This is a genomic window from Curtobacterium sp. GC_Cur_3 (assembly GCF_026544205.1).
Taxonomy (GTDB): Bacteria; Actinomycetota; Actinomycetes; order Actinomycetales; family Microbacteriaceae; genus Curtobacterium.
Map to the genome: position 1 here is coordinate 17,725 of NZ_JALNUI010000023.1, position 13,433 is coordinate 31,157.

A 13,433-nucleotide genomic window follows, 5' to 3' on the forward strand; every position below is an offset into this window, starting at 1 on the left:
GGTTCCGGCACGTCGGTGCGTGGGTGGAGAATCGTCTGGTGACGATCGTGCAGCCCACCCTGTGGGACAGCCTGGAGGCCCTGACCGGCCCCGGCGAGTCCGCTGCGGTCGCGCACTCCCCGGCTGCCCGACGGGACAGCTTCACGGCGCTGCGCGGCCACACCGAGCGGATCGTCGCACACTCCTCGGACCGCGTCGCCTGGCTCCGTGCCCGCGCGATGGGCATCACCGCGACGGACGTCGCACGGCTGGCGTCGCTCCGCGCTGTGGAGGCCGTCGTCACCGACAAGCGGTACGGCTCCCGGTTCTCGGGCAACGTCTACACCGAGCACGGCAAGGACCGCGAGCCCGTCCTGGCCGCCTGGGTCGCCGCGACCCACGGGATCCTGCCGTCGGCGCACCTGTTCCACGCCGCCGCCAACCGCGCGCACCTGGCCACCCCGGACGGCGTCGGCCACGACCGCGACGGCCGGCTCCTGCTCGCCGAGATCAAGACCACGTCGAACGGCTGGAAGCGCATCCCCCGCCACTACCTCCGTCAGGTGTGGTGGCAGCAGTACGTCCTCGGCGCCGAGCGGACCCTGTTCGTCTGGGAGAAGCACGACGACTTCGTGCCCGTCGCCGACGAACCCGAGTGCCGGTGGATCGACCGCGACGACGACCAGATCCGCGGGCTCATCGGCCTCGCGGACATGGTGCTCGACCGGCTCCGAGACGCCCGCTAGACCTTGACGAGGCGGAGTCGACTCATGCCGACCACCAGGATCCCCATCAAGCCGATGAACACCGCGACGCCGAGGCTGTACAGCGCGACGACGCCGTAGCCCTGGGCCGGGTCGAGGAACGGGTACGGCACCCAGCCGTCGGTCGCACCGCGGACCAGCACCACCACGAGCCAGACGGCCGGGTAGATCAGGAACAGCCAGACGTGCCGCAGCAGCAGGCGCGCCCGGTCCGAGAACAGCAGCCAGTCGAGGACTGCGTACACGGGGAGCACCCGGTGCAGGACGTCGTTCGACCACTGCACCGTGAAGGACTGGTCGAGCGACGCGTGCACGAGCAGCGTGTTGTAGACGATGCCCGTCGTCGCGATGTACACGGTCGACGCACCGCGGAACACCGACGCCCCGAGCCCCTCGCGCTGCCGCTTCGCCGCGGACACCAGCGTGAGGGCCAGCGCCACGGCGATGAACACGTTCGACTGGATCGTGAAGTACCCGAAGAAGTTGAACGGGTTGAACGTCGGACTCGCGATGCTCCGCAGGAACTGCGCGACGATCGCGGCGACGACCAGGACCACGGCGACGAGCCGGAGGGTGTTGACGAACGTGCGCACGGTGCCACGCTAGTGGGCAGGACGCACGAACGCCCCGAACCGATGTCGGTACGGGGCGTTCGAGGCGATCAGATCAGGACGATCAGATGCTGTTGACGTCGAGCGGGATGCCCGGTCCGAAGGTCGTCGAGACGGCGCCCTTCATGACGTAGCGGCCCTTCGAGGCGCTCGGCTTGAGGCGGTTGATCTCCTCGAGCGCGGTCGAGATGTTCTCGTCGAGCTGCTCCGGGGTGAACGAGGCCTTGCCGACGACGAAGTGCACGTTGGAGTGCTTGTCGACGCGGAACTCGATCTTGCCGCCCTTGATGTCGTTCACGGCCTGCGCGACGTTGGGGGTCACGGTGCCGGTCTTCGGGTTCGGCATCAGACCACGCGGGCCCAGCACCTTGCCCAGACGACCGACCTTGCCCATGAGCTCGGGGGTCGACACGGCGGAGTCGAACGAGGTGTAGCCCTCGGCGACCTTCGCGATGAGCTCGTCGCCACCGACCTCGTCGGCGCCGGCGGCGATCGCGGCCTCGGCCGCAGCGCCCGTCGCGAAGACGATGACGCGGGCGGTCTTGCCGGTGCCGTGCGGCAGGATGACGGTGCCGCGAACCATCTGGTCCGCCTTGCGGGGGTCCACGCCGAGCTTCAGCGCGACCTCGACCGTGGAGTCGGTCTTCGCAGAGCCGGTCTCCTTGGCCAGGGCGACGGCCTCGGTCGGGGTGTAGAACTTGTCGGCCTGGATCTTCGCGGCCGCGGCCTGGTAGGCCTTTGACTTCTTCGCCATGGTGGTCTCCTTGCGAGATACGTGGTTGGCGAGCCGGCGAGGCTCTCCCACGGAAGGGTGTCTGGGGTGTGTGCCTGAGGCGGTGAGGCCTAGGCCTCGACCGTGATGCCCATCGAGCGTGCGGTGCCGGCGATGATCTTCGCGGCCTGCTCGATGTCGTTGGCGTTCAGGTCGGCCTGCTTGGTCTCGGCGATCTGACGGACCTGGTCCATCGAGATCTTCGCGACCTTGACCGTGTGCGGGGTCGAGGACCCCTTCTGCACACCCGCAGCCTTCTTGATGAGCTCAGCGGCCGGCGGGGTCTTGAGGATGAACGTGAACGAACGGTCCTCGTAGACGGTGATCTCGACCGGGACGACGTTGCCGCGCTGCGACTCGGTCGCGGCGTTGTACGCCTTGCAGAACTCCATGATGTTCACGCCGTGCTGACCGAGCGCCGGACCGATCGGGGGTGCCGGGTTGGCGGCGCCCGCGTTGATCTGCAGCTTGATCAGGCCCGTGACCTTCTTCTTCGGTGCCATGTTCGCTTTCCTCCTGGGATCGAACGCACGGGGAATCCGTGCACTCTCCCGCGTGGCCGGCGGATCCGGCTCGCGGTGACGGGTCTGCGGCGCGAACGCAGCAGGCCCAAACTCGATGAGTCTAGTGGATGTGTGACCGCTAGAGCTTGGTGACCTGGTCGAAGCTGAGCTCGACCGGGGTCTCACGCTCGAAGAGCGAGACGAGGACGGTGAGCTTGCCGCTCTCGGGCTTGATCTCGGAGATCGACCCGGGGAGACCCGCGAACGAGCCCTCCTTGATGGTGATCGTCTCGCCGACCTCGAAGTCGACCTCGGCGGCCGGCTGGGCCTGCAGGTTGCCGGAGCCCTTGCCGCCCTTCGACGGTGCGGTCTCGGCGACCTGCACCAGGGACTTCAGCATGCCGAAGGCCTCGTCGAAGCGGAGCGGGGTGGGGTTGTGCGCGTTGCCGACGAAGCCGGTGACGCCCGGGGTGTGCCGGACGACGGACCACGAGTCCTCGTTGAGGTCGAGGCGGACGAGCACGTAGCCGGGGATCCGGACGCGCGTGACGAGCTTGCGCTGACCGTTCTTGATCTCGACGACGTCCTCCATCGGGACCTCGACCTGGTAGATGTAGTCCTCCATCGACATCGAGACCATGCGGTTCTCGATGTTCGACTTCACGCGGCGCTCGAAGCCCGCGTAGGAGTGGATGACGTACCACTTGCCCGGCTTCATCCGCAGCTCGGCCTTGAAGGCCTCGTACGGGTCGACCTCGACGTCCTCGTCGTCCTCGGTGTCGGCGTCCTCGGCCACGATGGTGACCTCGGTGTCGGCGGCCAGGTCGACCTCGGACTCGGGAGCGATCGCTCCGAGGGTGTCCGCGGACTCCTCGGCGGCGATGGTCTCGTTCGCCTCTGCGGGGGTCTCGTCCTCGAGCTCGGACTCTTCCTCGTCCTCGACGGCCTCGACGGCGGCCTCGGCCTCGTCGGGGGTGTCGATCTCGAGCGCGTCGTCGACGACGGCGTCGGCTTCGGGGTCGCGGGACTCCGCGAGGGCGGTCAGCGTCTCGTCGATGCCGTCGACGTCACCGTCGTCGGGCTCGGCGCTCAGGCCGAGGGACTCGTCGTCCTCGTCATCGATGCCGATCGCGCGCTCCTCGGCGGACTCGGCCGAACGGCCTTCGCCCGTCTCGACGTTGCCTTCCTGGTTCTCCTCCACCTCGGAGGACTGCTCTGCAGCGGTCGCGAGGTCGATGTCGTCGCGGGAGTAGTCAGACACTGTCGGTTCTTTCCGTTCGGTGGTTCGGATCGGGTTGCGGTCGGCCCGTTGTCCGTGCGGACGAGGTCCGTCGGCACGGTCTTCGATCTGCGCCGACGACGACCGCTGGCGGCCTGCCGGTGGGTCGGGACGGGCGTCCGAGCGGGTCAGGCCGTGGGGCCGTTGCCGAAGACGTACCCGACGCCGAGGCCGAACACGAAGTCGAGGATCGACACGAGGACCATCATCACGACGACGAACACCAGCACGACGCCGGTGTAGCTGAAGAGCTCCTTGCGGGTCGGCGTCACGACCTTGCGGAGCTCGCCGATGACCTGGCGGATGAACAGCGCGATGGCAGCGAACGGCCCGCGGCGCGTGGCCCGGTCCTGCTTCGCCTGGGCGACGACGTCGTCCGCCGTCGTCTCCATGTCTTTGCTGGCCAACTCGTCACCTTTCCAGATGTGCAGGGCGGACAGGACTCGAACCTGCAACCTGCGGTTTTGGAGACCGCTGCTCTACCAATTGAGCCACCGCCCTTCAGGAGACCGTTCGTCTCCCGAGTGGACACGTCCGCCATCAGGCAGGCCGTGACCACCGCAGATGAGTGTACGGGAGTGCGTCACGCGGTGTCCACTTGAGCGGTGCTCCGGCGTGCCGCGCCGATAGGCTGGGCGGGTGAGCACCGCAGCCCCCGGCCCCGAGTCCACCGCCCACCAGCGACCGCGCATCGCCTCGCGCATCGCCGCGATCGCCGAGTCCGCGACGCTGAAGGTCGACGCCAAGGCGAAGGCGCTGAAGGCCGCCGGGCGCCCGGTGATCTCCTTCGCCGCCGGCGAGCCGGACTTCGCGACGCCGGACCACGTCGTCGACGCCGCCGTCGCCGCAGCGAAGGACCCGAAGAACCACCGGTACACCCCCGCCACCGGGCTCCCCGAGCTGAAGCAGGCTGTCGCCGACAAGACCGCACGGAGCTCCGGCATCACGGTCGACCCGTCGCAGGTGATCATCACGAACGGCGGCAAGCAGGCCGTCTACCAGGCCTTCGCCACGATCGTCGACGACGGTGACGAGGTCCTGCTCCCCGCTCCGTACTGGACGACCTACCCCGAGGCGATCCGGCTGGCCGGCGGCGAGCCCGTCGAGGTCTTCGCGGGCAGTGACCAGGGCTACCTCGTGACGGTCGAGCAGCTGGAGGCAGCGCGCACCCCGAAGACGAAGGCGCTGCTGTTCTGCTCCCCCTCGAACCCGACCGGCGCGGTGTACTCCGCCGAGCAGACCCGTGCGATCGGCGAGTGGGCCCTCGAGCACGGCATCTGGGTGATCAGCGACGAGATCTACCAGGACCTCGTCTACGACGGCATCACCTTCACCGGCATCCTCGAGGCCGTGCCCGCACTCGCCGACACCACGATCCTGGTGAACGGCGTCGCCAAGACGTACGCCATGACCGGTTGGCGCGTCGGGTGGTTCATCGGCCCGGTGGACGCCGTCAAGGCCGCGTCCAACCTGCAGTCGCACCTGTCGTCGAACGTGTCGAACGTGTCCCAGCGGGCGGCCATCGCGGCGCTCACCGGTCCGCAGGAGCCCGTCGTGGCGATGCGCGAGGCCTTCGACCGCCGCCGGAAGGCCATCGTCGACGGGCTCAACGCGATCCCCGGCTTCGTCACGCCCACGCCGGAGGGCGCCTTCTACGTCTACCCCGACGTCACCGCGCTGCTCGGCCGCGAGTGGGCCGGCAGCACCCCGACCACCACCCTCGAGCTCGCGGACCTGGTCCTCGAGCACGCCGAGGTCGCGGTGGTCCCCGGCGAGGCCTTCGGCCCCTCCGGGTACCTGCGACTGTCCTACGCGCTCGGCGACGAGGACATCGCCGAGGGCGTCGCCCGCCTGGCCGCGTTCTTCAGCTGACAGGACGAACAGCCGGGAGGCCCGGCGTGGCTCAGGCGAGCAGGTCGCCGACCACGACGGGCTCCGGCACGAGCGTCACGCCGAAGCGGTTCAGGACGCTCACCTGGACGTACCGGGCGAGCTCCGCGACCTGCGCGGCAGACGCACCGCCGCGGTTCGTTAGGGCCAGCGTGTGCTTCGTCGAGATCCCCGCGCGGGACCCGGCGATGCCGTACCCCCGGTGGACCCCGGCGTGCTCGATGAGCCAGGCGGCGCTGAGCTTGACCTGGTCGCCGGCCGGCCACCGTGGCGCGTCGTCGGGCAGGGTCTCGGCGAAGCCCGCGGACACGATCGGGTTCGTGAAGAACGACCCGGCACTCCGGGTGTCAGGGTCGGCGGCGTCGAGGACCATGCCCTTCGATGCGCGCAGCCCCAGCACCGTCGAGCGCACCACGGCAGGGTCGACTCGAGCACCGAGCTCGACCCCGAGCGACCCGGCCAGCTGGGCGTAGCGCACCGGGACACCGCCGTCGGTGTCCGTGCCGAGGGCGAACTCCACGGTGAGCACGACCCCGCGGCGCCCGTGCTTCAGGGTGCTCGTGCGGTACCCGAGCTCCAGCTCGGCGGCGTCGAGCCACGCGCGCTTCCCCGTGGCTGCATCGAGGAACTCGACGCGGGTGAGCACGTCGGAGAGCTCGACCCCGTACGCCCCGATGTTCTGCACGGGGGACGCACCGACGGTGCCCGGGATGCCGCTCAGGGCCTCCAGGCCGGTGAAGCCGAACTCGACGGTCGACGCGACGAACGCGTCCCACGGTTCGCCGGCGGCGACGCGGACGGTGACGCCGCCGGCAGTGCGCTCGTGCTCGATGCCGCGCGTGCGGACCAGCACGACGGTGCCGTCGAAGCCGCTGTCGGCGACCAGGAGGTTGCTGCCACCGCCGACGACGAGCCAGTCGTCGTCGTCCCAGGCGTCCTGCGCGTGCGCGACGAGCTCGTCGGTGGTGTGTGCGACCAGCAGACGGCCGGCGTCGCCACCGACTCCGAGGGTGGTGAGGTCGGCGAGCGTCGTCGCTGCCACGGTCAGTGGAAGGCCACCGTGACCTGCGCCTTGCCGAGCACGGTCTGCCCGGCGGCGGTCACGGTGAGGTCGATGCGTGCGGGACGGCCCTGGTCGTCGAGGGTGCCGACCTTCGCGACGACGCTGACCGTGGCGCCCTGTTCAGGGTCGACGACGACGGGACGGGTGAACCGGACGCCGTAGGACGCGATCCACCCCCGGTCACCGAGCCACTCGGACACCGGCTGGACGGCGAGGCCCATCGTGAGCATGCCGTGCGCGAGCACCCCGGGGAGCCCCACGGAGGCGGCGACGTCGTCGCGGTAGTGGATCGGGTTGAAGTCGCCGGAGGCTCCCGCGTAGCGGACCAGGGAGTCACGAGTGAGGTGGACGTCGCGCTCGGCGACGACGGTGCCGACCTCGGCGGTGGTGCTGTCGGTGGTCATGCGTCGTCTCCTCGGACGACGAGGGTCGACGTGGCCGTGACGACGTGCTCCCCCGTGGCGTCGGTCATGGTGCTCTCCGCCGTGACCATCGCGTTGCCGCCGAGGGTCTTGACGCTGGTGACGGTGAGGGTGGCGGTGAGTTCGTCACCCGCGACGATCGGCCGGTCGTAGGCGAACTTCTGCTCGCCGTGGACCACGCGCGTGAAGTCGATGCCGGCGTCCGGCTCGGCCAGGAGCTGCGCGAGGGTGGCTTCCTGCACGACCACCGCGAAGGTGGCCGGTGCGACGAGGTCGTCGTGGCCGGCAGCCCGGGCGGCGGCGGTCTCGTGGTGGATCGGGTTCGTGGCGAACGTGGCGCGGGCGAACTCGCGCACCTTCTCACGGCCGACCAGGTACGGCGGGGCCGGCGGGAACGTCCTGCCGACGAGCTCGGGGTTCACTGACACGACCGGAAGTCTACCGACGCACCCGGACACCGCTGGAGTCCATGAGCATGCATCGGTTACCCTGGGCGCGGTGACGTCGGGGGACGTCGCCAGGCCCGGCACCGTCCGGGTCGTCACGACTCTCGGGGGGAACCATGGAGGACACGATCGAGTTCGCCGTCCACACCGGCGATCGACGGACCGCGATGGAGGCCGCCGGCTCCGCGCTCCGCACCGCGGGGCACCGGGTCGAGGCCCTGCCCGGCTCCATCACCGCCACGTCCGGCAACCGGGTGCTGACGACGCTGCTCGGGGCGATGGTCCATCCGTCCCGTGAGTACCGCCGCTACGAGGTCGTCGTCTCCACGACCGGCTGTCGGTCACTCCTGACGCTCCGGCACGCGGCGCACTGCACCGCCGTCGCGGGCGGGTCGATCGGGGCGTCGCGGCGACGGGCGCGCTGGCAGCAGGTGACGTCCTCGGTCGAGGGTGCCCTGCGGTCCGCGGGCGTGCTCGTCGGGCGGGTGGACCGGGCGCGGTAGCGCGCGGGCGGCGAGCAACGCGGGCGGGGAGCCTCGTGTCGGTGAGGCGCCAGGGCGCAGACGGGAGGCTCGGTGGCGGACCGGTGGGGAGCCTCCCGTCCGGCTGGCCGCGCGGCATCGCGCCCCGGGAACGACGAAAGCCCGGCGCGGACGCCGGGCTTGCGGTAGCGAGGGCGGGACTTGAACCCGCGACCCCACGATTATGAGTCGTGTGCTCTAACCAACTGAGCTACCCCGCCAGAGATCCGGCGCTGTGTTCACGCCGGGTCGGAGCCCCGAGTCAGGATTGAACTGACGACCCCTTCCTTACCATGGAAGTGCTCTACCACTGAGCTATCGGGGCGTGTACCGCGAGCGGCACCACACGAGGATAGCAGAACCCGGACGGTGGTCTGGAACCGACCGCGACGCCCGGGCGTGCCGTCCGCGGAGGTCAGTTCGCGTTGGCCTTGAGCCACGCCAGCGGGTCCACCGGGACGCCGTCGACGTGCACCTCGAGGTGCAGGTGCGGGCCGGTGGAGTTGCCGGTGCTGCCGACGAGGCCGAGGACGTCCCCGACCTGCACCTGCTGGCCCTGCATGACCTGGAACGAGTTGTCCTGCATGTGGCCGTACACGCTCGTGAACTGCTTGCCGTCGACCTCGTGCTCGACCCAGACGTCGTTGCCGAAGCCGCCGTCGTGGGCCTGCACCTTGACGACCGTGCCGGCGGCGATCACGTGGATCGGGGTGCCGGCGCCCGGGGCGAAGTCGACGCCCTGGTGGTTCGTGGAGCAGAAGGAACAGCCGGCGACCTGGCGCCCGCCGAACCCGGAGGTGATCGGGACGCCGGTGAGGAACGGCCACTGGATGGTGCCGGTGGGGTCGTTCGTGAAGGACGAGGAGTCCGTGACCTTGGGCTGCGCGGCGGCGGCCGTCACCGTGTAGGCGTCGCGGTCGATCGACCCCGTGGTGGTGTCGCCGGCGCGGAAGGACTGCGCGTCACCGGCAGCGGCAGCGGCAGCGATCGGCGAACCGGGCTCTGCGGTGTAGAGCGCCTGCGCGGGCAGCGAGGTCGACACGACCAGACCGGCGGCGAAGAGCAGCGCGCCGACGGCCGTGACGCGCGAGGCGTTCCGGCGGAAGGCCGCTCCCCCGCGCGGGGTCGGCACCGCGGTCGGGCGCTGGACGGCTCCGAGGTGGCGGGTCGCACGGTCGACGCGGACGGCCGCGGGCTTCTTCGCGACGGGCGCGGGCTTCGGGGTGCGCCGACGGGTGCTGGCGCGCTTCGTGGCGGCCGACGGGGTGCGCCGACGGGTGCTGGCGCGCTTCGTGGTCGGTGCGACGACGGGCGAGCTCGGCGCCGGGGGCGTCACGGGGCCGAACGCCGAGGCCGGCAGGACCGGGGACGCGGGGGCCGGCGGCGTCACGGGCATCGCGGCGGAGTCAGCGGAGCCGGTGGTGACGGGCGAGACCGGAGCGGTGCCCGTCGGAGCGGCGGCGACCGGAGCCGGCAGCACGGGGGTGTCCGACGCCGACATGCGCTGGACGCCCTGCTTCACGGCCGCGCGTTCCGCTTCGATGCGGGCGCGGCGGGTGAGGTGCACGACCGAGGTCGGTTGCGGGGACTGCGCCGTTGCGTCGGTGGTGGTTCGTCCGGAGACGACGGGCGAGAGCGGAGTCTGGGGCATACGTGCGGTGATGATCCTGATCGGGGCAGATGCGCTCATTGGTAACGAGCAGATAACGGGACTCGACGACGCTACCAGGGGTCACGGCGTCACGCCAGTCGTGGGCATGCCCACAGATGCGCCCAGAGGGAGGGGCACTGCAGCCCTCAGCCGCCGAGGACGTCCCCTTCCGCCCGGCGGACCAGGACCTCGAGCTCCTCCGCGATCGAGGGTGCGGCGAACAGGAAGGACCGGGTGCCGCCCGCCTCCCACGTGCGGGAGACGGCGCCAGCGCACACGGCGACGATCGACCCGGCGGCCATGTCCCACGGGTTGATGCCGCGCTCGTAGTAGGCGTCGACCGTGCCGGCACCGACGGCGCAGCAGTCGAGCGCGGCGGACCCGCCACGGCGGATGTCCCGCACGTCGCCGAGGAGCCCGGCGAGCACCGCGACCTGCTCCCGGCGGCGGTCGACGGTGTACCCGAACCCGGTGGCCACGAGGGTCTCGGCAAGGGACGCCGGCTCGGACACGCTCAGGCGCGTGCCGTTCAGCGTCGCGGGCTCCCCCGCGACGGCCCGGAAGACGTCCCCGGTCGCCGGTGCGATGACGACGCCGGCGACGGGCTCCCAGCGTGCGGGGTCGGGCTCGCCGCGGACGACGCCGATGCTGACGGCGTAGGCGGGGCTGCCGTAGAGGTAGTTGACGGTGCCGTCGATCGGGTCGACCACCCAGGTGAGGCCGGTGCTGCCGGTGCTCGCGCCGGTCTCCTCGCCGAAGAACGCGTCGTCGGGACGGGCGGCGGCGATGCGGGCGCGGATGAGGTCCTCGACCTCCTGGTCCGCGGCGGTGACGACGTCGGCGATGCTCGACTTCCGGTCGGCGACCTCGACGCCTTCTGCTCGGTGTCGGGCGGCGAGGGCCGCGGCTTCGGTCGCGATGGACTCCGCGAGGTCGGCGAGTTCGGTCGGGGTCGGCGCAGCACTCATGCGCTGATCCTCCCAGCACGGGCGGGTGGTGGTCCCAGGCGCGGGCGGTGGGATCGCGCGTTGCGCGTCCGTTCTCCCGGTCTCCGACGCGCGATTCGACTTCCCGTCGCGGGCGTGAGGGGAAGGAATGTGCGCGACTGACGGACTGGAGGCGCAGTGCCAGCTGGCACCGAGCCTCCAGTCCGGCACGACCGCGTCACGCGAGGGTGCAACGAGAAAGGGCCCCGTCAGAAACGGGGCCCTGCTCTGGTTCCTCGGCCACTCGCAGAGCGTTCTTCAGCGAATGAACACGTGGCGAGTGAGGGATTCGAACCCCCGAAGGCTACGCCGGCTGATTTACAGTCAGATCCCTTTGGCCGCTTGGGTAACTCGCCATGTGCGCACCCAGCCCGTGTGATCACCAACCGGAGGCGCCAGAACAGCATACCGGATGGCTGAACGTGGTCGTGACCACCCGAGGTCGGCGTCGCCGGATAGGGTGGTCGGCATGGCAGACAGCTCCTTCGACGTGGTCAGCAAGGTCGACAAGATGGAGGCGGACAACGCCCTCAACCAGGCCGCCAAGGAGATCGAGCAGCGCTACGACTTCAAGGGTGTCGGCGCCTCGATCGCGTTCAGCGGCGAGGACGTCCTCATCAAGGCGAACACCGCCGAGCGTGCGACGGCCGTCCTCGACGTGTTCGAGTCCAAGGCGATCAAGCGCGGCATCAGCCTGAAGAGCCTCGACGCCGGCGAGCCGTACGCCTCGGGCAAGGAGTTCCGCATCGAGGTCAAGTTCAAGAACGGCATCGAGCAGGACGTCGCGAAGAAGATCGGCGCGTTCCTCCGGGCACAGGCCCCGAAGACGGTGAAGAGCCAGATCCAGGGCGACGAGCTCCGGGTCTCGTCGAAGAGCCGCGACGACCTGCAGAACACCATCCAGCTGCTCAAGGGCGAAGAGTTCGACGTCCCGCTCCAGTTCATCAACTTCCGCTGACGCGCCCGCCCGCGCCGACCCGCTGACGACACGACACCCCTGTGGAGCACTGGCTCACCGTCGCCCTGACCGTCCTGCTGGTCCTGCTCGACTTCGCGATCCGCGTGTTCGCGATCATCTACGTCCCGATCAACCGCAAGCCGCAGACGGCGACCGGGTGGTTGTTGGCGATCTTCCTCATCCCCTACATCGGGTTCATCGTCTTCCTCATCATCGGGTCGACGAAGCTCCCGAAGGCCCGGCGTGAGAAGCAGACCGAGATCAACGCGTACATCCTCGAGCAGACCGAGGGCATCGAGCGGGTGCGCCGTGACCACCCGTGGCCGCCGTGGTTCGAGAGCATCACGGAGCTGAACCGGAAGCTCGGCGCGATGCCGCTGGTGGGTGGCAACTCCGCGGAGCTCTACCCCGACTCCGAGGACGCGATCCTCGAGATGGCCCGGGCGATCGACGGCTCGCGGCGCTTCGTGCACGTCGAGTTCTACATCGCGACGCTCGACGACACCACCCGACCGTTCTTCGACGCCCTCGCGCGGGCACAGGCGCGTGGCGTGCGGGTCCGTTTCCTCATGGACCACTGGGCGAGCCGCGGGTACCCGGCGTTCAAGGACACCCTCGCGTTCCTCGACGACGCCGGCATCGAGTGGCACCTGATGCTCCCGCTGCAGCCGCTGCAGGGGAAGTTCCAGCGCCCGGACCTGCGGAACCACCGGAAGATCATGGTGATCGACGGCTCGATCGCGTTCACCGGGTCGCAGAACCTCATCGACAAGTCGTACGACCTCAAGGGCAACATCGCGCGGGGTCTGGCCTACAAGGACCTGTTCGCCCGCTTCGAGGGGCCGGTCGTCGCGGGGATCAACGCCCTGTTCGTGACCGACTGGTACAGCGAGACCGACGAGCTCCTGCTCCGCGAGAGCGACCCCGTCCACCGTGCCGACCGTGGCGACGCCCTCGACTGCCAGGTCGTCCCGTCGGGGCCGGGCTTCGACGGCGAGAACAACCTGCGCCTGTTCAACGCGCTGCTGTACTCGGCGCAGAAGCGGGTGTCGATCACCTCGCCCTACTTCGTCCCCGACGACTCGATGCTCTACGCGATCACGACGACGGCGCAGCGCGGGGTCGAGGTCGAGCTCTTCGTGGGTGAGATCGGCGACCACGCGATGACGTGGCACGCGCAGCGGTCCTACTACGAGGGCCTCCTCCGCGCGGGCGTGAAGATCTGGCTGTACAAGGCCCCGACGGTCCTGCACGCCAAGCACTTCACGATCGACGACGACGTCGCGGTGATCGGGTCGAGCAACATGGACATGCGCTCGTTCAGCCTGAACCTCGAGATCTCGGTGCTCGTGCGCGGCGAGCGGTTCGTCAACGCCCTGCGCGGCGTGCAGGACGCCTACCGCTCGCAGAGCACGGAGCTCGACCTCGACGAGTGGCTCGGCCGGACGCGTCGGTCCCAGGTGCTCGACAACGTCGCGCGGCTCACCGCGGCCCTGCAGTAGCGCCGGCCGGGAGGCTCCCCCGCGTCCGCCACGTCGGCTGCGGTGGCGTTGGCGGTTGCGGCTCGCACCGTGCGAGGCGCTCCGCC

The 13,433-nt window shown here is 70.1% G+C and carries 15 protein-coding genes and 4 tRNA genes; 5 read left to right on the forward strand and 14 right to left on the reverse strand.

Annotation, left to right across the window (positions count from 1 at the left end; genetic code table 11):
• Positions 1-38 precede the first annotated feature (38 nt).
• The gene (locus OXR63_RS12920) at positions 39-725 is read left to right on the forward strand and encodes a YqaJ viral recombinase family protein (protein ID WP_374116129.1); all 687 of its coding nucleotides are present in this window, start codon (positions 39-41) and stop codon (positions 723-725) included.
• Here the strand turns inward: OXR63_RS12920 and OXR63_RS12925 are convergent.
• The 6 genes from OXR63_RS12925 to OXR63_RS12950 all read right to left on the reverse strand — a co-directional run bounded on the left by OXR63_RS12925 (position 722) and on the right by OXR63_RS12950 (position 4,409).
• Positions 722-1,336 carry a Pr6Pr family membrane protein gene (locus OXR63_RS12925; protein ID WP_267423873.1) on the reverse strand — a complete coding sequence of 205 codons (615 nt, stop codon included), beginning with the start codon at positions 1,334-1,336 and terminating at the stop codon, positions 722-724. The two genes, OXR63_RS12920 and OXR63_RS12925, sit on opposite strands and share 4 nt — an antisense overlap.
• Positions 1,337-1,418: 82 nt before the next feature.
• Complete coding sequence (gene rplA, locus OXR63_RS12930; RefSeq protein WP_071270183.1) at positions 1,419-2,108, reverse strand: 50S ribosomal protein L1; 690 nt, start codon at positions 2,106-2,108, stop codon at positions 1,419-1,421.
• Positions 2,109-2,197: 89 nt separating this feature from the next.
• A complete protein-coding gene (rplK, locus tag OXR63_RS12935) occupies positions 2,198-2,629 on the reverse strand; it encodes a 50S ribosomal protein L11 (protein ID WP_022904426.1) in 432 nt (143 codons plus the stop codon).
• A gap of 139 nt (positions 2,630-2,768) precedes the next feature.
• Positions 2,769-3,890, reverse strand: coding sequence for a transcription termination/antitermination protein NusG (gene nusG / locus OXR63_RS12940; protein ID WP_267423874.1), 1,122 nt, complete (start codon positions 3,888-3,890; stop codon positions 2,769-2,771).
• Between the two features lie 146 nt (positions 3,891-4,036).
• On the reverse strand, positions 4,037-4,300 hold the full coding sequence (secE, locus tag OXR63_RS12945; RefSeq protein WP_267423978.1) for a preprotein translocase subunit SecE: 264 nt from the start codon (positions 4,298-4,300) through the stop codon (positions 4,037-4,039).
• A gap of 36 nt (positions 4,301-4,336) precedes the next feature.
• Positions 4,337-4,409, reverse strand: a tRNA-Trp gene (locus tag OXR63_RS12950).
• Between the two features lie 138 nt (positions 4,410-4,547).
• Here OXR63_RS12950 and OXR63_RS12955 point away from each other — a divergent pair.
• Positions 4,548-5,780, forward strand: a complete 1,233-nt coding sequence (locus OXR63_RS12955; RefSeq protein ID WP_267423875.1) for a pyridoxal phosphate-dependent aminotransferase — start codon at positions 4,548-4,550, stop codon at positions 5,778-5,780.
• 31 nt (positions 5,781-5,811) lie between these two features.
• Here OXR63_RS12955 and OXR63_RS12960 read toward each other — a convergent pair whose 3' ends face one another.
• Genes OXR63_RS12960 through OXR63_RS12970 form a run of 3 tightly spaced genes read right to left on the reverse strand, consistent with a single transcriptional unit; the run spans position 5,812 to position 7,711 of the window.
• A complete protein-coding gene (locus OXR63_RS12960) occupies positions 5,812-6,846 on the reverse strand; it encodes a UDP-N-acetylmuramate dehydrogenase (protein WP_374116133.1) in 1,035 nt (344 codons plus the stop codon).
• Positions 6,843-7,265: a MaoC/PaaZ C-terminal domain-containing protein gene (locus OXR63_RS12965; RefSeq protein ID WP_267423878.1), complete on the reverse strand. Its 423-nt coding sequence runs from the start codon at positions 7,263-7,265 to the stop codon at positions 6,843-6,845. The genes OXR63_RS12960 and OXR63_RS12965 overlap by 4 nt, the downstream gene beginning before the upstream one ends.
• On the reverse strand, positions 7,262-7,711 hold the full coding sequence (locus tag OXR63_RS12970) for an FAS1-like dehydratase domain-containing protein (protein ID WP_267423880.1): 450 nt from the start codon (positions 7,709-7,711) through the stop codon (positions 7,262-7,264). Before OXR63_RS12970 ends, OXR63_RS12965 begins: the two co-directional genes overlap by 4 nt.
• Positions 7,712-7,845: 134 nt before the next feature.
• On the opposite strand from OXR63_RS12970, the gene OXR63_RS12975 reads away from it, so the two are divergent.
• On the forward strand, positions 7,846-8,232 hold the full coding sequence (locus OXR63_RS12975; RefSeq protein ID WP_267423882.1) for a hypothetical protein: 387 nt from the start codon (positions 7,846-7,848) through the stop codon (positions 8,230-8,232).
• Positions 8,233-8,397: 165 nt separating this feature from the next.
• Here OXR63_RS12975 and OXR63_RS12980 read toward each other — a convergent pair.
• From OXR63_RS12980 to OXR63_RS13000, 5 genes are all read right to left on the reverse strand, one after another.
• Positions 8,398-8,471: transfer RNA gene (locus OXR63_RS12980), tRNA-Met, on the reverse strand.
• 32 nt (positions 8,472-8,503) lie between these two features.
• Positions 8,504-8,575 (reverse strand) — tRNA-Thr (locus OXR63_RS12985).
• A gap of 90 nt (positions 8,576-8,665) precedes the next feature.
• Entirely contained in the window at positions 8,666-9,940 is a 1,275-nt protein-coding gene (locus OXR63_RS12990) for a M23 family metallopeptidase (protein WP_276584779.1), read from the reverse strand.
• 107 nt (positions 9,941-10,047) lie between these two features.
• Positions 10,048-10,869, reverse strand: a complete 822-nt coding sequence (locus OXR63_RS12995) for an inositol monophosphatase family protein (protein ID WP_267423884.1) — start codon at positions 10,867-10,869, stop codon at positions 10,048-10,050.
• Between the two features lie 292 nt (positions 10,870-11,161).
• Positions 11,162-11,243: transfer RNA gene (locus OXR63_RS13000), tRNA-Tyr, on the reverse strand.
• A gap of 113 nt (positions 11,244-11,356) precedes the next feature.
• On the opposite strand from OXR63_RS13000, the gene OXR63_RS13005 reads away from it, so the two are divergent.
• Together OXR63_RS13005 and cls are read left to right on the forward strand one after the other, a co-directional pair.
• On the forward strand, positions 11,357-11,845 hold the full coding sequence (locus tag OXR63_RS13005) for a YajQ family cyclic di-GMP-binding protein (protein WP_267423886.1): 489 nt from the start codon (positions 11,357-11,359) through the stop codon (positions 11,843-11,845).
• A gap of 41 nt (positions 11,846-11,886) precedes the next feature.
• Positions 11,887-13,347: a cardiolipin synthase gene (gene cls, locus OXR63_RS13010; RefSeq protein ID WP_267423888.1), complete on the forward strand. Its 1,461-nt coding sequence runs from the start codon at positions 11,887-11,889 to the stop codon at positions 13,345-13,347.
• Positions 13,348-13,433: the final 86 nt, after the last annotated feature.

Coding starts and splice junctions, on each gene's coding strand:
- rplA (WP_071270183.1), bottom strand. CDS start 2,108: ATGGCGAAGAAGTCAAAGGCCTACCAGGCCGCGGCCGCGAAGATCCAG.
- rplK (WP_022904426.1), bottom strand. CDS start 2,629: ATGGCACCGAAGAAGAAGGTCACGGGCCTGATCAAGCTGCAGATCAAC.
- secE (WP_267423978.1), bottom strand. CDS start 4,300: ATGGAGACGACGGCGGACGACGTCGTCGCCCAGGCGAAGCAGGACCGG.
- OXR63_RS12965 (WP_267423878.1), bottom strand. CDS start 7,265: ATGACCACCGACAGCACCACCGCCGAGGTCGGCACCGTCGTCGCCGAG.
- OXR63_RS12975 (WP_267423882.1), top strand. CDS start 7,846: ATGGAGGACACGATCGAGTTCGCCGTCCACACCGGCGATCGACGGACC.
- OXR63_RS12990 (WP_276584779.1), bottom strand. CDS start 9,940: ATGAGCGCATCTGCCCCGATCAGGATCATCACCGCACGTATGCCCCAG.
- OXR63_RS12995 (WP_267423884.1), bottom strand. CDS start 10,869: ATGAGTGCTGCGCCGACCCCGACCGAACTCGCCGACCTCGCGGAGTCC.
- OXR63_RS13005 (WP_267423886.1), top strand. CDS start 11,357: ATGGCAGACAGCTCCTTCGACGTGGTCAGCAAGGTCGACAAGATGGAG.